The following is a 17,577-nucleotide window of genomic DNA, read 5'->3' on the forward strand; positions in this document are numbered from 1 at the left end:
GGGCAAGTCCACGTGGTCTCCGCAACGACTTCGCGGCCCGTGAGCAAGCACCGGGCACGCGACCGGGCCGCTCCTCCCACCCTGGAGCGGCCCGGCGTGGCCTGGGCGGTACCCGGGCTGCTGTTCTTCCTCGTCTTCGCGATCGTGCCGATGGCGGGAGTGCTCTACCTCTCCTTCACCCACTGGGACGGCCTGAGCTCGCCGCAGTTCACGGGCCTGGAGAACTGGTCGCGTTTCTTCGGCGACAGCCAGGTCCGGCAGTCGACCCTCGTCACGGGTGTCCTGCTGGTCGGGAACATCGCGGTGCAGGCGCCGATCAGCATCCTGCTGGGGGTCTGGGCGGCCGGCCACCAGCGCAACCGTGCCGTCCTGTCGGCGATCTTCTTCCTGCCGCTGCTGCTGTCCACAGCGGCCACGGCCATCATGTGGCGGCAGCTGCTCGACCCGAACTTCGGCCTGCCGTCGAAGGTCGACTGGTTGTTCGGCGGCAGCAATCCGTTCGGCTCCAAGGCAGGCTCGATCGCCTGTCTGGTCCTGGTCACCAGCTGGCAGTTCGTCCCCTTCCACAGCCTGCTCTACCAGGGCGCCGCCCGCTCCATCCCGCACACGCTCTACCAGGCGGCCGCGATCGACGGCGCGGGGCGGGTGCGGCAGTTCGTCCACATCACCCTGCCGCAGCTGCGCAACACGATGATCACCTCGACCACCTTCATGGTCATCGGCGGTCTCACGGCCTTCGACATCGTGCTGCTGCTGACCAACGGCGGCCCCGGCACGGACACCTCGATCCTGCCCTTCTCGATGTACCAGACGGCCTTCCGCACGTACGACTACGGGTATGCGAGTGCCATCGCGAGCTTCCTGCTGCTGCTCGCCACCGTGGCCTCGGTCCTTCTCACGAAGCTCAGTGGGTACGACAAGATGACGAGCACAATGGAGGGGCTGTGAGGACGCGCCCGAACTACCTCGCCGGCGCCGCCGCCCTCGTCTGGCTGGTGATCATCGGCGTCCCGCTCTACGCGCTGGTGAACACCGCGGTGCAACCGCAGACGAAGTACACCGACAAGGGACCGGTCTCGATCCCCTCCACGGTGACGTGGGACAACTTCCACACCGTGGTGGACAGCGGATTCCTGCACTACATCTGGAACACCGTCGTCGTCGCCGTGGCCACCGTCGCCATCGTGCTCGCGCTCGCCGTGCCGATCAGCTATGCCGTGGTCCGCGGCCGGGGCTGGATCACCAAGGGAGTGTTCCGCCTGTTCCTGCTGGGCCTGGCCATCCCCTCCCAGGCGGTCATCATCCCGCTCTTCCTCATCGTCAACGACCTCGGCTTGTACGACACCCTGTGGGGGATCATCCTGCCCACGGCGGCCTTCGCGCTCCCCGTGAGCGTGCTGGTCCTCAGCGGCGGTATGCGGGACATCTCCAACGAGCTGTACGAGGCCATGGCCCTGGACGGCGCCGGTCCGGCCCGGACACTGGTGACTCTGGTCATCCCGATGTCGCGCTCCGCCATCGCGACCGCGTCCGTCTTCGCGGCCCTGCAGGCATGGAACGGCTTCCTGTTCCCGCTGATCATGGCCCAGTCCGAGGACACGAAGCTGGTGACCCTCGGCCTGTACAACTTCGTCTCCGAGTACGGCGCCAACGTCCCGGCCCTCCTGGCCGCGGTGCTGATGTCCGCGGTGCCGATTCTCGTCGTCTACCTCTTCGCACGACGGGCCCTCGTCGCGGGTCTCATGGGAGCCGGCGGCAAGTAGAGGTACCGCCGTCCCCGTCCGACCCGACGAGGGGACGGAGCCCGAAGCCGGGCCCGGGCACCGCCATGTGCCGAGGAGAACCTCCTCTCGGTGCCGTCCCGTGAGTCCGCCTCCCCAGGACCGCCGGACCGCTGCCCGGGCCCGACTCCGGTCCGGCCTGCCCGCACACGCCTTCTTCGACTTCTCCGAACCACGCCGTTCGCGGCACCCGTCACAGAAACGGATGACCCCTTGACGATCAGCGACGAGCGCCCGGCGACGACCGGGCTGTGGAACGATCCCGTCCTGCCTGCGTCCGACCGCGCCCGGGCCCTGCTCGACGCCATGACCGAGGGCGAGAAGATCGCGCAGCTCGGCAGCACGTGGCCGGGCCACGACATGGCCGGCGACGTCGCCCCCATGCAGGACACCTTTCGGGGCGCCGAGAGCTTCGACGAGGCGATCGTGGACGGGCTCGGACACCTGACGCGGGTGTTCGGCACGGCACCCCTGGATCCCGAAACGGGCCGTGATCGGCTGGCCGCCCTTCAGGAGCGGGTGATCGCGGCGAACCGTTTCGGTGTCCCGGCCATCGCCCACGAGGAGTGCCTGACCGGATTCACCACCTGGCAGGCCACGGTCTACCCCACCCCGCTCGCCTGGGCGGCCACCTTCGACCCCGGCCTCGTGCACCGGATGGCGGCGGCCATCGGCTCGGACATGGCGGCCGTAGGTGTCCACCAGGGACTGTCACCCGTCCTGGACGTCGTACGCGACTATCGCTGGGGCCGGGTGGAGGAGACCCTCGGCGAGGACCCCTACCTCGTCTCGGAGCTGGGGCTGGCTTATGTCCAGGGCCTGCAGTCAGGTGGTGTCGTCGCCACCCTGAAGCACTTCGCCGGCTACTCCGCCTCCCGCGCCGCCCGCAACCATGCCCCGGCCGCCCTGGGCCCGCGCGAACTCGCCGACGTCGTCCTCGTCCCCTTCGAGAAGGCCGTCGTGACGGGCCGGGTCGGCTCGGTCATGAACGCCTACAACGACATCGACGGCGTGCCCTGCGGCGCGGACGAGGCCCTGCTCACCCAACTCCTGCGCGAAAGCTGGGGGTTCGAGGGAACGGTGGTGTCCGACTACTGGGCGATCGCCTTCCTCGCCTCCCTGCACCACGTGGCGGCCGACATCCCGGACGCGGCACGTGCCGCGCTGCACGCCGGCATCGACGTGGAGCTGCCGCACACCACGGCTTACGGAGAAGGCCTGCAGGCCCAGCTGCGGGACGGCCGCGTCCCCGTCGCCCTGCTCGACCGCGCGGTGCTGCGCGTCCTGACGCAGAAGGCCGAACTCGGCCTGCTGGACCCGGACTGGCATCCCCGTCGGTACACGGCCCCCGCGGACTTCGACTCGCCCCGCAACCGAGGCATCGCCCGCGCGCTGGCCGAGGAGTCCGTCGTCCTGCTCGACAACGCCTCCGACCTGCTGCCGCTCACCGGCGCGCGCTCCGTCGCTGTGATCGGCCCCGCGGCCGACGACGCCCACTGCCTGTTCGGCTGCTACTCGTTCCCCAACCACGTCCTGCCTCACAATCCCGAGATCCCCATGGGCATCGAGGCACCCACCGTGCTGGACGCCATCCGGAAGGAGTTCCCCGATGCCGCCGTGCGGCACGAGGTCGGCTGCTCCGTCATCGGGGACGACCGCAGCGGTATCGAAGCGGCGGTGGCCGCGTCCGCGGCGGCCGACGTGACGGTTCTCGTCGTCGGCGACCGCTCCGGCATGTTCGGTCACGGAACCTCCGGGGAAGGCTGCGACGTCGGTGATCTGACGCTTCCGGGAGTGCAGGACGAGCTCGTCGGGGCCGTCCTCGGTGCGGCGAACCGTGCGATCCTCGTCGTCGTCTCGGGCCGCCCGTACGCCATCGGCCGACACGCCCGGACCGCGGACGCGACCGTCCAGGCGTTCTTCCCCGGTGAGGAGGGCGCGGCGGCGATCGCCGGGGTTCTCTCCGGGCGGATCAACCCCTCCGGTCGCCTTCCGGTCCAGATCCCGGGTGACATGGCCGGCCAGCCGGGCACCTACCTGGCGCCCCCGCTCGCCCTCAAGAGCGACGGCGTGAGCAACATCGACCCCACACCCGCGTTCCCGTTCGGCCACGGCCTGTCGTACACGACCTTCGCGATCGGGGACGTGCACGTGGACGAAGCCGCCGTGCCGGTCGACGCGACGATCACCGTACGAGCCGCGGTCTCCAACACCGGCGAACGGGCGGGGACCTTTGTGCCCCAGCTCTACCTCACCGACCCCGTCGCCTCGGTCACCCGCCCCGTCCGTCAGCTCATCGCGTTCACCCGTGTCGACCTCGCCGCCGGTGAAACCCGTGCCGTCGAGTTCCAGGTCCACGCGGACATGACCAGCTTCACCGGAAGGGACCTGCGCCGACGCGTCGAACCCGGCGGCATCACGCTCACCGTCGCCCGGTCGGCGGGCGATCCCGGCGTCCCCGTCCAGGTGACCCTGCAAGGAGACGAGCGCATGGTCGACCACACCCGCACCATGACCACGCCCGTCACGGTGCTCCCGGGCTGACGTTCAGTACGCCGCGGGCCAGGACGGCTTCGGACGGAGACGTGCCACGTCTCCGGCCGAAGCCGCACCCGTCTCCGGACGGTCTTCCCGGTGTTGGCCCTGCGGGGCCTTGAAGCACGATCCCGCCGACAAGCCTGTTCGTCTGGTGAAATATGGTTCACTGAAAGATGGTGTGAGTCTCGGGCGACGGTCGGCCGGTGTCAATGGGGCGGCCCCGCATTCCGTTTCGGTCACCTGACTTGAATCCCGTGTGCGGACCGCCTGCCCGGCAGCCGGTCCTTTGAGGAGTCAACGATGAGCAGTAGCGAGTTCCCAGAGGTCAGGACGGTGGCGGGTGCGGTCCGCGGGCGCCGCGAGGGTGGCTTGGAGGTCTTCAGGGGTATCCCGTTCGCACAGCCGCCGGTGGGTGAGGCGCGGTTCGCGGCGCCGCGACCAGTGGACGGCTGGGACGGTGTGCGGGAGGCGTTCGCGTTCGGTCCGCCACCTCCGCAGGAGCCGATGGGCCCCGAGGCCGAGCCTCCGGTAGGCCTTCCGGCCGGTGACGACTGGCTGACCGTCAACGTCTGGACGCCGGGGACGGACCCGGCCGCACGACGGCCGGTGATGGTGTGGATCTATGGTGGCGCGTACAAGTTCGGCTCTGCCGACGACCCGGCCTATGACGGCAGCCGCCTCTCCCGTGACGGTGATCTGATCGTGGTCACCCTCAACTACCGAGTCGGTGTCGAGGGGTTCGCCCTGATCGAGGGCGCACCCGCGAATCGCGGACTGCTTGACCAGGTCGCCGCCCTGGAGTGGGTGCGCGAGAACATCACCGCCTTCGGCGGCGACCCCGACCGGGTCACCGTCTTCGGCGAATCCGCAGGCGCCGGGTCCATCGCCGCGCTGATGGCCATGCCGCGGGCACGGGGTCTGTTCCGGCGGGCCGTCGCCCAGAGTGTGCCTGGCACCTTCTTCTCCGGCGCACTGGCCGGTGACATCGCCGAGGCCCTGGCGGGCGGGCTGGGACTGCGCCCGACGGTCGCCGATCTGTCCGGTGTGGATCCGCGGAAGCTCCCTGAGGCGGGAGCCGCACTGACCGCCCGGATGCGCGAGTACGTGCATCGCTGGGGTCCGGTCGCTCTCACCCCGACCCCTTTCTCGCCCGTCGTCGACGGCGATGTCCTGCCCACCACGCCTTGGCAGGCCCTCGCGAGCGGTGCCGCACGGGACGTGGAGCTGATCACCGGGCACAACCGGGACGAATACCGTCTCTTCCTCATGCTCGGCGGGCTGCTCGGCCGGGTGGACGAGGGCCTGGCCTCCATGGCGTTGGGCCTGTTCGGGCCGACGCCGGACGGCGAACAGGCCTACCGCTCCGCGTTCCCGGACGCCTCGGCGGAGTACCTGTTCGAACTGGTGCAGTCCGACTGGCTCTTCCGCATGCCCTCACTTCACCTGGCAGAGGCGCAGGTGGCCGGCGGCGGACAGGCGCACGTGTACGAGCTCACCTGGGCCGCACCCGCCAACGGCGGCGCTCTGGGCGCCTGTCACGGCCTCGATGTACCCCTGACCTTCGGCGTGTACGGCGGCCTCGGTGCCATGCTGATCGGGCCCACACCCTCGCCCGAGACCGAGGCGCTCTCCGCCCGCTTCCGCTCCGCCTGGACCGCCTTCGCGGCCGGCGGTGACCCGGGCTGGCCCGCGTACGACGCCGAGCGCCGTCTCGTCCAGCTCCTCGACACCGAACCGACGGTCACCGCGTACCCGGAGGAGGCCGCCCGTCGACTCTGGGAACGCCATGCCTTCGCCGCTCTGCCCCTGACGTCGGCGTAGCCCGGCTGCCTCCGACCCCATTACTCCCGCCCCGGGGCCGAGCGGCGCCAGGTGTTCTGTCTCGGGAGGTTGTGGACGGGTGAGCCAGGTCTCGGCTGAGGGATCTTGAACAGGTGAGGGCCTTCCGGTTCGGTGTGGATTGCGACGTCTACACCAACAGAAAGGCCCGTGCTGCGCGCCATCCGCGGTGCTCTGCAGGACGTACCTCGTTCCCCGGACCCAGACGACCTGCTCGCGTCCACCCGTCCTTCGACGGATCACGCCGGGACGGACGCGGACGGCCGGGCTGTTCGGCGAGCGCGCCGCCGACTACCGCGCCACGGTCGTCCGGGTACCGTAAGCCCGGGCGTCCGCCGCCGTGGCGGAGGCGCTGCAGCGGACGGGAGCCCGCACGCTGGTGATCCCGCCAGGCTTTCCCGAGGATCTGGTGCCCCACGGCCCCTGGACCCGGCTGCCGGACGGTCCGTCGCTGACCGTCGAGCAACTCGACGGGGCGGACGCCGTGGTCACCGGCGTCACCGTGGCCGTGGCCGTCACGGGAACGGTGACAGCGGCCGGCCGACCTCGGCATCGATCTGGTCTGGCACAGCGCGACCAAGTACCTCAACGGCCACTCCGACGTCTCCGCCGGAGTGATAGCCGGGCCGGGCCGAGCTCCTGAACCGGATCTGGGACGTCGGCCTGCTCACCGGTGCCACCCTCGGCCCCATCGACGCATGGCTGCTGCTGCGCGGTATGCGCACCCTGCCCCTGCGGGTGCCACGGCACAACGCCAACGGCCAGGCGCTCGCCCAGGCGTTGAACGAGCACCCGGCCGTGGCGAAGGTGCACTGTTCCGGTCTGGCGAGTCACCCGCAGCACCAGCTGGCGGCCAGTCGGATGAGCGGTTTCGGCGGGGTGCTCGGCATCGAGTTCACCGGCGGATTCGAGGTGGCCGACGCGTTCCTCGGCAAGCTGCGCTACTCCCTCCGGTCGGCCAGCCTCGGCGGCCTGGAGTCGCTGGCCGTGCATCCGGCGTCCATGTGGCGCGGAATGCTCAGCGAGGAACGGATCGCCGAATCGGTTCCGCCGGGCCTGGTCCGGCTGGCCGCGGGCACAGAGGACACGGCCGACCTGGTCGCCGACGCGCTGGCCGCGGCCGACGCCGTACACACCACGACGGCGAGCGCCTGAACCACCCAGAGAGCGCCGGTCGCACGGAGCGGCGACGCCATCCACCCGTGTGCACACGCGTGACCGGCGCGGTTCTGGACCCAACTGGCCCCTGAGTCCAGCAGCTCGACGAAGAGGTGCATCTCCTTGTCCCACCTGCAGAATCATTGACGCCGGCCCAAGCGAGGTGGAGGAGCCTGTTGCCCGCATGCGGATCCTGGTCTGAGGCGGGGTTCCTACCGGGTGTGCGCGTCGCCCTCGCGGTAGAGGACCAGGTGCTCGTGGAAGAGAACGCCGTCGCGGACGTCACCGGTAGCGGTGAAGCCGGTGTCGTCGACGTAGTCGAGGTGGTTGCCGGTGACGGTGTAACTCCCGGTGTAGGCGCTGCGGCGGTTGCCGCGGGCTTCGTCGTAGCGGCCGTTCGGCAGCAGTTCCTGGCGGACGAATCCGTCCGCGGTCACCCACATCCCGACGTACGGGTGCGGGTCGCGGGGCGTGTCGTTGCTGGTCATGGCTCTACGATCGCCCCGGCGGCCGGTGGCAACCAGGCCGCCGTCTCCCCAGGTGGGAGCTTCCTGGGTGCCGCGCACCCAGCATCGCGAGCGATGGGGTCCTTCGTGCGGTACGGCCGCGGCGCGGGCTGTTCGAGACCGCCCCATGCCCCCTCCGTCGCACGCGGCGGGACGGATCGTGGGTGCCGGACACCTAGGGACAAGGCGGCCTGGTTCCGATTCCACCGCAGAACGAACCTGGTGGTCAGGCAGCCGCCGTAGCTGCCGAACACTCGCCTCGGACCTGCGCCGGCGCTCATTTCGCGCAGCGGGGACACCGATGAGGCGACTCCACCGAGGAGCATGCAATGAGCATCACCGACACCACCGGCACCGTGCGCTGGAACCCCGAGGCCCTCGACGAGATCCTCTCGAACGACGAGGGGCGTCCCGTCCTGTTCACCAACGCCCGCATCCTGACGATGGACCCGCTGATCGGGACCATGACCGGCGCCGACCTCCTCTTCGTCGGTTCCCTGGTCGTGGGGGTCGGCCCCGGCATCATCACCGCGGCGGCGGACGACAACGCCATCGTCGTCGACTGCACCGGCATGACCATCGCCCCCGCCGTCGTGGACACCGTGGCGCTGGCCGGCGGCCGTGGCCACCGCTCGGAGTACGTCGCGACGCTGACCCCGGGCAACACCCCCGACTTCCTGGCGGTGCCCGACGAACTCGCCGCCGACGTGCCGAGCGCGGTGGCCGCCCTCATCACCCGCCCGGAGCAGGTGCGCGCACTCGTCGCGGCCGGCCGGCCGGTCCTGTGGGCCGGAACCGACGTCCCCGACCGGGCCGCAGCCCCCGAGGCAGGCATCCCGGCCGCTGCCGACCTGACCGGCAGCCCGCGCGTCGGCGTCTGGATCGACAGACACGACTTCCTGCACCAGGAGCTCACCGCCGACGGCCGCTACGACGAGACCCGGGGCGGGCGCCCGCACGCCTACCAGGGCCGGTACTGGATCGACGGCGACCGCATCGACTACCTGGACGACCTCGGCTTCTGGGCCTACGGAGAGTTCCAGGGCGACGAACTGCACCACGCGGGCTACGTCATGAAGCTCGGCTGACCTTCCCCCCCCCGGTCGGCGCACTCACGATCCTGGGTGCGCGACACCTGGGGAGACCGCGGCCTGGTTGCCGCAGCGGGCGCGACCGAGGCTGGGATCCGAACAGCCTCGGGCACCCTCCCCGGCGACCCACCCTCCCTGCCCTCTCCGCCCTTTCCAGCGGACGGCCCATGTCCTCCCGCCCTCTCCGGCATACGGAAAGAAGACCTCTCATGAACGTCAACGACACCACCAGCGCCGCCGTGCTCGAAGAGCTCCGGCGCCGGCCCGCCGACCGGCGGCGCATCCTGTTCACCGGCGCCACCATCGTTTCCATGGACCCCGACCTCGGCGTCATCGACGGCGGTGACCTCCTCGTCGACGGCGACACGATCACCGCCGTCGGCCGCGACCTCGACGCGGACGGTGCGGTGGTCGTCGACGCCACCGGCACGATCCTCACCCCCGGCTTCGTCGACACCCACCGGCACGCCTGGGAGGCCCAGCTGCGCCGGATCATGCCGGACGTCGACGACCTCGGCGGTTACGTCATGGCCACCCTGGCCGGCTACGCCACGGTCTACCGGCCCGAGGACATGTACATCGGCACCAGACTGGCCGCCCTGACCGCGATCGACAGCGGCATCACGACCATGCTCGACTTCTCCCACAACTCCCGCACCCGCGAGCACTCCGACGCTGCCATCGAGGCCCTCCTCGACACCGGCATCCGCGGCGTGCACGCCTCCATGGGCCCGCACTTCGGCGCGTGGGACCGACAGTGGCCCGGCGACCTGACTCGCCTCAAGGACCAGTACTTCACTAGCGACGACCAGTTGCTCACACTGCGCCTGGCGACCCTGGCCACCGACGAGATCGCCGGACCGGCGCTCGCCTACGGCCCCGAACTCGCCCGCGTCGCCAAGGAGTTGGGCATTGGAGTGAGCGTGGACGCCGTCTTCGGCACGTCCTCCTCCGAGGCGGTCCTGCGCTGGGCCAAGGACGGCGTCCTCAGCCCCGACGTCACCCTCATCCACTCCACCGGGCTGACCTCCGAGGCATGGAAGGCGATGGGGGAGACCGGCACCACCGTGGCCCTCGCCCCCACGTCCGACGCGCAGATCGGCCTGGAGACCGCGATCCCCGCCGTCGACGAGGCCCTGTCCGTCGGCATCCGCCCCGGACTGAGCATCGACGTCGAAGTCGCCCTCGCCAGCGACATGTTCACGCAGATGCGGGCCCTGCACGCCATTCAGCGGATGCGCGCGGTCAACGCCGTCTACGGCACGGACCAGCAGCCCTCCCGCATCACCACCCGCGACGTCCTCGACTTCGCCACCCTCCAGGGCGCCCGCACCAACGGCCTGGCCGGCGTCACCGGCTCACTCGCCCCGGGCAAGAAGGCCGACCTGCTGGTCATCCAGGCCGAGGACCTCAACAACATGCCGCTCAACGACCCGATCGGCACGATCGTGCTGGGCTCCGACGCCCGCAACATCAGCGCCGTCCTCATCAACGGCGAGCCCCGCAAGTGGGACGGACAGGTCCTCGACGTCAACCTGGCCGCCCTGCGCGGCGAGGTGCACGCCTCGCGCGAGTACGTGCTGAACACCCCGGCTGCCTGAGCGTTCCCGCCCACTGGCTCGTCCCCTCCATCGTCCCCCGGCCGCTCCTCCCACGGCCGGGGGAACCCACCGCATCCCGGTGGCGCCCATCGGCCGATCGTGCCGCGCTCAACCACACGGGGCGGCAACCAGACGCCCCCTTCTGGAGTTCCCATGTCCCACCCCACCACATCCCCCCGGCACACAGCCGGGACCAGCACACCGGACCAACCGCCGACCTGGGCCCCCGCCGCACCGACCATCGCCCTGTTGACCGCGCTGGGCGTCCTGATGGTCGGCCAGATGTACACCGTCCTGGCCCTGCTGCACCCCATGGCCACCGCGCTCGGCTCCACACCTGAGCAGGTCACCTGGACCGCGACGGCGTTCGGCTTCGCCTACGCCGCCGGATTCCTCCTCGCCGGTCCCCTCTCGGACCGCTACGGTTCGCGTGCCGTGATCACCGCCGGGCTCGTGGCCGCCACGGCAGCCACCCTGGCGGTCAGCGCTGCCTCCGACCTCCCCACGGCCATCGCCCTGCGCAGCGTGCAGGGACTCACCGCCGCGACCTTCGCTCCCTCCGCGCTCTCCTACGCCGTCCACCACATCGCCCCACAGCGCCGCGGCACCGCCCTGACCTGTATCACCAGCGGCATGTTCGCCGCCGCCGTGCTCCTGCAGATCGGCGCCCAGGCCGTCGCGACGGGGCTCGGCTGGCGCGCGGTCTTCTGGATCGGTGCCGCCCTCATGGCCCTGAGCCTGATCCCGGTGAGCCGCGTGCTGCGGCCCACCCTCCGCCACGGCACCGGCGGCGGGCTGCGCCAGGCGTTCGCGGCGATGCCACGGCTGCTGCGCCGGCCGCGCCTGGTCGCCCTGTACCTGTCGACCGTGGCGTTGATGTCCGCCTTCGTCGCCGTCTACACGGCGGTGGCCATTGCCGGACCGGCCGGCATCGCCGGGAACTCCTCCGCGATCCTCGCCCTGAGAGTCAGCGCACTGCCCGCCCTGGTCGCCGTCCCCGTGCTCGCCCCTCTGCTCCAGCGCCTGGCCGCACCCCTGCGCGCGGTCCTCGCCTTCGCGCTCGCCGCCCTCGCCGTCGCGGCCGGCTCCTTCCTCGGCGGCCACACCGTGCCGCTGGCCATCGCCCTGCTGCTGTTCGTGGCAGCCGTCGCGGCAGCGGCGCCCGCCGTCGTCGAGACCATCAACGCAGGCGCCCCGCACGCCCGCGGCGCGGCCGTCGCCCTCTACGGATGCAGCATGTTCATCGGCGCCAGCCTGGGCCCGCAACTCACCGGCGCCCTGACCGGCCTGGGCTTCGGCGGCATCCTCCGTGTCGTCGTCGCCGCGCTCGTCCTGGGCGCCCTCCTGGCCCTGCCCGCTCTCCGCCACCATCGCGCCGAATGACCCCGTGCCCTCCCGAGGGGACACCACGCCCGCCCATCAACGCACAGGCCGCCAAACGACAGGAAGAGGAAGCGGAGCCATGAGCACCCATGACAGCGCGACGGACCGGCAGGAGCGTTTCGACCACGGCATGGCCGTACTGACGAGCATCGACGGCGAGAGCGGACAGAAGGTCATCGACTCGCCGGCCGACATCTCCCCCGAGCTGGGCCACCAGGTGGTTGCCTGGGCATTCGGAGAGATGTACAACCGCCCGCAACTGGCCCCGCGGGACCGCCAACTGGTCACGCTGGGCATGCTGACGGGCCTGGGTGGCTGCGAGCCGCAGCTCGATGTCCACATCAACGCAGCCCTCAACGTCGGCCTGAAGCCTGATGAGATCGTCGAGGCGCTGCTCCATGCGGCCGTCTACTGCGGCATGCCCAAGTCCCTCAACGCCACCTTCGTCGCCCAGAAGGTCTTCGCGGAGCGAGGCGTCTCGGCCCATCCGGACTCCGAGGAACGCAGCTGCTGAGAATGCCGTGGCCCGGTTCCCCGTACGTCGGTCCCCGACCGGCCGAACCCCTCTCCCGCGCATCCGATCGCACACGCCACCGTGTAGGCCGGCCGAGCGTCCGGCCCACGCACAGCAGAGGTGGCCGACATGGAAGGCCTGGAACTGATCGTTGCTCGATGTCTTCCCGGGAGGACCCCGCGCACTCCTAGGAGGACGACGGAAGGTCCCATGCGGCTCGGGGCCCTCGATCGGCACCTGGTGCGAGTCGGCAGGCTCGGCCATTCCCGGGTTGCGTCCAGGGAAGTGGTGTACGGGTTCGACCTGATCCGGGGGTTTGCTCCGGCATCGGGATGGTGCCCGCATAGATGAACGGCCACCGGCTGATCTTCGAAGTGTCGAAGCCTCGAAGGAGATCAGCACGATGACCGCACCTGACAGTCTGCCCCTGCACGCCCTCGCCGAGGACAACCTCGCCGCGGCGAGTCCCGATCTGCTGCGCGCGATGATCAAGACGTTCGCCGACGCCCTCATGTCCGCGGAGGCCGACGCCCTCTGCAATGCCGAATACGGGCAGGTCAGCGACGAACGCGTCAACCACCGCAACGGCTACCGCCCACGCGAGTGGGACACGAGGGCCGGCACCGTCGAACTGGCCGTCCCCAAGCTGCGCCAGGGCAGTTACTTCCCGCACTGGCTCCTCGAACGGCGCCGCCGGGCCGAGCAGGCCCTGATCTCGGTGGTCGCCACCGCCTACCTGCTCGGCGTCTCCACCCGCCGAGTCGAGAAGCTCGCCGAGTCCCTCGGCGTCACCCAGCTGTCGAAGTCGCAGGTCAGCGCGATGGCCAAGCACCTGGACGAGCAGGTCGCCGCGTTCCGCAACCGGCCCCTCGACGCCGGACCCTACGCGTTCGTCTGGGTCGACGCACTGACCCAGAAGGTCCGCGAGGGCGGCCGCATCATCAACGTCCACGCGCTGATCGCGGTCGGAGTCAACGCCGACGGCCACCGCGAGATCCTCGGCATCGACGTCGCCACCGCCGAGGACGGCGCCGGCTGGCTCGCCTTCCTGCGCTCCCTGACCGCCCGTGGCCTGTCCGGCGTCCAGCTGGTCGTCTCCGACGCCCACACCGGCCTGGTGAACGCGATCGGCGCTGTCCTGCCCGGCGCCTCCTGGCAGCGATGCCGCACGCATTACGCCCGGAATCTGCTCAGCCAGGTGCCGAAGTCCGCCCAGCCCTGGGTGGCCACACTGCTGCGGACGGTCTTCGAACAGCCCGATGCCGACGCCGTCCAGGCCCAGATGCGACATGTGCTGGACGCGATGGAGGCCAAGTTCCCCAAGGCGGCAGCCCACTTGGACTCCGCCCAGCACGAACTGCTGGCGTTCACCGCGTTCCCCCGCGAGATCTGGCGGCAGATCTGGTCGAACAATCCGCAGGAGCGACTGAACAAGGAAATCCGCCGCCGCACCGACGTGGTCGGCATCTTCCCCGACCGCACCGCCCTCATCCGACTCGTCGGCGCGGTGCTGGCCGAGCAGAACGACGAGTGGACCGAAGCCCGCCGATACATGGGACTCGACCTGCTCGCCAAGGCTCGCCTCCACCCGATCGAGTCAGAAACCGACGACACCGTCCTCCCGACCGAACTCACCGCATAACCTCAAAACGAGATCACCGAGTGGCCGTCAATACACCACTCCAGCGGACGTGACCCATTCCCGGCGCCGTTGCCGCCTACGCTCGGAGCTTCAGCCGGTCATCCCCCGTTGTCTGAAAGGTGCTTGTCACAGTCATGCGAACAACGAGCCATCCGAGCCGGCGTGCACAGCTGTTCAGGCAGGCGGCTGCCCTGGCGCCAGCCGCGGCGCTGCTCGGCGCCTGCGGTGAGTCCGTTCGGAGGAGCACCTCCACGACCCACGGGCAGACCCTCGATCACGTCGTGCGTGACGCCGTCGGGGGATCTGCTGGCCGACATCGACGGCGACGGTCTCGGAGACCGTGTCTCCGATCCCTCCCAGACCGGTGCTCGACTGACCGTCGCGTTCGGCAAGGAGGCGGGTTACGGCACGCCGGTCGGGGTGAGGAAGCTGGTCAGCGGCTCCGGCGCCGGAGAGGAAGACGTGCTGGCGTCGGTGGCCGACTTCAACGGCGACGGCTGGAGCGACCTGGTCGTGGTGGCCACCGGTCAGAAGCAGGGAGATGATGCGATCGAGCCGACCGTGGCCGAGCTGGTGTCGGGCCCCTTCTCGGGCTCCGGCCGGGGACAGCACACCCGGCATCTCGACCTCGGCGAGACGCGTGGCATCGCCGTGGCCGACTACGATCACGACCCTTACCCCGACCTGGCGGTGTTCAGTTACGCCGGCGACGGGGTCTATCAGACGGAGGCCCGCCTCGGCGACGGGGACACGGGACTCGCTGACGCGACCGCTGACACGAGCAGGTACACCGTTTACGCGGACCAGACCGATGACGACACCCCGAGCAACATGCCCGGCTCGGGCCTGAGCACGTTCCACCAGGAGTGCGGGAAGGCCGGTAGCCGGGGCTGAACTCTGCCGGTGCGGGTGCCGGTGCGTGCACGCGAGGCTGAGGGCCGGTCGGGGAGAGGATGACGTTGTCCGGGTTGATGCCCCGGTGCAGCGCTCTGTGGCGGCGGAGCCCCTGCCACCGCGGGCTGTCCTGGGTGCGCCGCACGTAGAGCTCCTAACAGGATCTTGCTGAGGTGCCCCGGTTGGGCGTGACCGTTGTGACGATCTGATCGTTCGGCGGGTGTGACGACTCGGCCGTGGATCGTGGACGATGACTTGCGGGCGCTGATCGAACCGCTGCTGCCGCCCTGGCCGAAGCGGTCGCAGGGGCCGAGGCCGTTCGGGGCGATGACCTGTGCGACTCGGCACGTGCTCATCGTCGGTTCTTCTTGGGGAGGTCGTTGCCGTACTTCGGGGCATCAGGCGGACTGGCCGCAGAGGTCGTCGACGTACGTGCGGGCATCGATGTCGGGCAATGTCCAGGGCAGGAAGATGACCCAGTAGATGATGGGGGCCACCACCCGGTCGATGACCTGGTCGCTACTGAAGGCGCTGCCGGGCCGGGCGGCGAAGGCGGCTGCCTCTGCCCGCCGGTCGCGCAGGCAGTCCGACTCGCTCTCGCCGGCCGCAGCGGCTCCGCCGCGCGACTGGGCCGCGTTCACCGACTTGCTGTAGTGGCTGATCAGCTCCTGCGCCCAGGCGGTCAGATCGGCCCGCAGGTCTCCGGTGCCGGAAAGAGGGCGGTCCGGGTCGAGCCGGTAGGTCGCCAGGTCGTTGATCATGGTCCGGGCGTCACCCCACCGCCGGTAGATGCTCGAGTGATTGACCCCCGCACGCTCCGCGATGCAGGTCCCGGCGGACCGCCTCGACCAGACGGGAGTTGCTCGTCCGATCGGACTCCAAGGGCTCGGGCACCGGCCCCTCGCCCTCCAGTCCCTCGGCCGGACTCCGGTACCACCGAAGCACCCGCTCCGCCATGACGGGGGGCTGTGGTTGAAGCGGCGGGGCGAGCGTTGGCCCGGGACCCGCGTCGGGGCCTTCGCGTTCCTCGGCCTCGGCACGCTCGTCGTGGCCACGATGTCCGCGCTGTCCGTGTACGACCGCTGTTCTGGCCGACCGCTGTCCAGAACATCCTTCTCGACCTGATCGCTCCGATCGGGTTGGCGCTGGGCGATCCGCTGCGCCTGGCCCTCCGGGCCCTGCCCGAGCCGGTCGCTGGTCGCGTACGGCGGGTGATGACCGGGCGGCCCGTGCACCTGCTCACCTTCCCAAAGGTCAGCACAGCCCTCGTGACCGAACTGACGGTGTGCTTCACCCCCTGCTCCACGACTCCTTCCTCTCGTTGGCTTGCTGCCTCATCTGCCGGAGACGCCTCAAGAAGACCGGATCATGATCACGTTACGAGCTCATGGAAAAGGATTTGAGCGAGGCGGCGCCCCGCTGCTACTTTCGTGGCGGACCGTGAAGTCGTCATATGGAGGTGAGCCCCGTGAACACAGTTACCCATGGGTGCTCCCTCAACCCGTCACGGTCCGGCGGCTGACGTTCGGTGTCGCCAGGAGCGCCTGAGATCGAGGCACTCCTGGAAGGACACTCCGATGAACACGAAGCCTTTCACATCTGGCCTGAGCGAGAACGCGGTGATGATCACCCGCGTCGCGGACAGGCAATGGCATGCACTGGATGACGACCTGGTGGTCGGCCGCGGGCATGCGGCGCACCGGCCCGACGGACGCTTGTTCGTCAGCATCGACGCCTGGCACGACGCAGCCTTCGACCGGCTCGCCGAGGCGATGCTGGCGCAACTGCCGGCGCCGCTGTACACGGTGGTCGACGAAGCCGACGTCGAGCTGACGGCCGGCTGGCGGCGGGCCGGGTTCACGATCCGGCGCCGCGAGTGGGAGTACGTCGTGCCGACCGACCCGCGGGTCACAGGGCTCGAAGCCGTCCTGCCGCCTTCGGGCGTGACGATCGTGCCCGCCGGTCAGGCGGACGAGAGTCTGCTGCGGGCGGTGGACCGCGCGATCCGTGACGAAGCCGAGGCGACCGTCGGGTGGCAGTCGATGCCCGCGGAGGTAATTCCCCGCCCCGAAGGCGACACCATCGTCGATCCGTCGAAGTACGCGGTGGCCGCGGCGCCGGACCGCTACCTGGGTCTGATCCGGGTGGTGACGGTGAACCGGCCGCGCATCGGGCTGGTCGCGGTCCGGGCCGGCGAGCAGCGCCGCGGCATCGCGCGGGCGCTGCTGGCCCACGCGCTGGGGACGCTGCACCGCTCCGGGTTCGCCGCGGCCTGGACCGAAGTCCACGAGTCCAACCAAGCAGCCTCGGCGCTGTTCGAGGGCATGGGCGCCCGGCCGATGAGCAGCAACCTGGAGCTGGTGCGATGACGAAGAACAAGAACGTCATCGAAGTCGAGGGCAAGGTCGTCGAGTGCCTGCGCAGCGCCATGTTCACCGTGGAGCTCGAGAACGGCCACCAGGTGCTCGCGCACATCAGCGGGAAGATCCGCAAGAACTACATCAAGATCATGCTGGAAGACCGGGTGCTGGTGGAGCTCCCGCCGTACGACCTGACGCGTGGCCGGATCGTGTTCCGGTACCGGAATTAGCGGCGGTCGGCACCTTCCGCGGTAGCTGATCCCGGGGGCC

Annotated in this window: 15 protein-coding genes and 1 pseudogene; 14 read left to right on the plus strand and 2 right to left on the minus strand. The window is 70.2% G+C overall.

Annotated elements, in window-relative coordinates:
• Positions 1 to 39: 39 nt before the first annotated feature.
• The 5 genes from OG289_RS45075 (at position 40) to OG289_RS45095 (ending at position 7,313) form a co-directional block, all read left to right on the plus strand.
• A complete protein-coding gene (locus OG289_RS45075; RefSeq protein ID WP_327319806.1) occupies positions 40 to 948 on the plus strand; it encodes a carbohydrate ABC transporter permease in 909 nt (302 codons plus the stop codon).
• Positions 945 to 1,763, plus strand: a complete 819-nt coding sequence (locus OG289_RS45080; RefSeq protein WP_327319807.1) for a carbohydrate ABC transporter permease — start codon at positions 945 to 947, stop codon at positions 1,761 to 1,763. Before OG289_RS45075 ends, OG289_RS45080 begins: the two co-directional genes overlap by 4 nt.
• Before the next feature lie 231 nt (positions 1,764 to 1,994).
• Entirely contained in the window at positions 1,995 to 4,325 is a 2,331-nt protein-coding gene (locus OG289_RS45085; RefSeq protein WP_442819040.1) for a glycoside hydrolase family 3 N-terminal domain-containing protein, read from the plus strand.
• A gap of 294 nt (positions 4,326 to 4,619) precedes the next feature.
• Positions 4,620 to 6,140 carry a carboxylesterase/lipase family protein gene (locus tag OG289_RS45090; protein ID WP_327319808.1) on the plus strand — a complete coding sequence of 507 codons (1,521 nt, stop codon included), beginning with the start codon at positions 4,620 to 4,622 and terminating at the stop codon, positions 6,138 to 6,140.
• 735 nt (positions 6,141 to 6,875) lie between these two features.
• On the plus strand, positions 6,876 to 7,313 hold the full coding sequence (locus tag OG289_RS45095) for a PLP-dependent transferase (protein ID WP_327319809.1): 438 nt from the start codon (positions 6,876 to 6,878) through the stop codon (positions 7,311 to 7,313).
• Positions 7,314 to 7,528: 215 nt separating this feature from the next.
• On the opposite strand, the gene OG289_RS45100 is transcribed toward OG289_RS45095, so the two are convergent.
• Positions 7,529 to 7,804 carry an Atu4866 domain-containing protein gene (locus OG289_RS45100; protein WP_327319810.1) on the minus strand — a complete coding sequence of 92 codons (276 nt, stop codon included), beginning with the start codon at positions 7,802 to 7,804 and terminating at the stop codon, positions 7,529 to 7,531.
• Positions 7,805 to 8,151: 347 nt separating this feature from the next.
• Here OG289_RS45100 and OG289_RS45105 point away from each other — a divergent pair, with 347 nt between their 5' ends.
• The 6 genes from OG289_RS45105 to OG289_RS45130 all read left to right on the plus strand — a co-directional run bounded on the left by OG289_RS45105 (position 8,152) and on the right by OG289_RS45130 (position 14,947).
• A complete protein-coding gene (locus OG289_RS45105) occupies positions 8,152 to 8,910 on the plus strand; it encodes an Atu4866 domain-containing protein (RefSeq protein WP_327319811.1) in 759 nt (252 codons plus the stop codon).
• A gap of 212 nt (positions 8,911 to 9,122) precedes the next feature.
• The gene (locus OG289_RS45110; RefSeq protein WP_327319812.1) at positions 9,123 to 10,514 is read left to right on the plus strand and encodes an amidohydrolase family protein; all 1,392 of its coding nucleotides are present in this window, start codon (positions 9,123 to 9,125) and stop codon (positions 10,512 to 10,514) included.
• A gap of 153 nt (positions 10,515 to 10,667) precedes the next feature.
• Positions 10,668 to 11,897, plus strand: coding sequence for an MFS transporter (locus OG289_RS45115; protein ID WP_327319813.1), 1,230 nt, complete (start codon positions 10,668 to 10,670; stop codon positions 11,895 to 11,897).
• A 79-nt stretch (positions 11,898 to 11,976) separates the two neighbouring features.
• Positions 11,977 to 12,411, plus strand: a complete 435-nt coding sequence (locus OG289_RS45120; RefSeq protein WP_327319814.1) for a carboxymuconolactone decarboxylase family protein — start codon at positions 11,977 to 11,979, stop codon at positions 12,409 to 12,411.
• A 403-nt stretch (positions 12,412 to 12,814) separates the two neighbouring features.
• Positions 12,815 to 14,053, plus strand: a complete 1,239-nt coding sequence (locus OG289_RS45125) for an IS256 family transposase (protein ID WP_327319815.1) — start codon at positions 12,815 to 12,817, stop codon at positions 14,051 to 14,053.
• Positions 14,054 to 14,338: 285 nt separating this feature from the next.
• A complete protein-coding gene (locus tag OG289_RS45130) occupies positions 14,339 to 14,947 on the plus strand; it encodes an FG-GAP-like repeat-containing protein (protein WP_327319816.1) in 609 nt (202 codons plus the stop codon).
• A gap of 398 nt (positions 14,948 to 15,345) precedes the next feature.
• Here OG289_RS45130 and OG289_RS45135 read toward each other — a convergent pair whose 3' ends face one another.
• Positions 15,346 to 15,708: a TetR family transcriptional regulator gene (locus OG289_RS45135; RefSeq protein WP_327319817.1), complete on the minus strand. Its 363-nt coding sequence runs from the start codon at positions 15,706 to 15,708 to the stop codon at positions 15,346 to 15,348.
• Positions 15,709 to 15,907: 199 nt separating this feature from the next.
• Here OG289_RS45135 and OG289_RS45140 point away from each other — a divergent pair.
• The 3 genes and pseudogenes from OG289_RS45140 to infA all read left to right on the plus strand — a co-directional run.
• Positions 15,908 to 16,257 (plus strand): annotated as a pseudogene (locus tag OG289_RS45140) (cytochrome c oxidase assembly protein); the annotation flags it as partial.
• A gap of 267 nt (positions 16,258 to 16,524) precedes the next feature.
• Entirely contained in the window at positions 16,525 to 17,316 is a 792-nt protein-coding gene (locus tag OG289_RS45145; protein ID WP_327319818.1) for a GNAT family N-acetyltransferase, read from the plus strand.
• Positions 17,313 to 17,537, plus strand: coding sequence for a translation initiation factor IF-1 (gene infA, locus OG289_RS45150; RefSeq protein ID WP_010981942.1), 225 nt, complete (start codon positions 17,313 to 17,315; stop codon positions 17,535 to 17,537). The genes OG289_RS45145 and infA overlap by 4 nt, the downstream gene beginning before the upstream one ends.
• Positions 17,538 to 17,577: the final 40 nt, after the last annotated feature.

The sequence above is a fragment of the Streptomyces sp. NBC_01235 genome (genome assembly GCF_035989285.1).
In the GTDB taxonomy this organism is placed as follows: Bacteria; Actinomycetota; Actinomycetes; order Streptomycetales; family Streptomycetaceae; genus Streptomyces.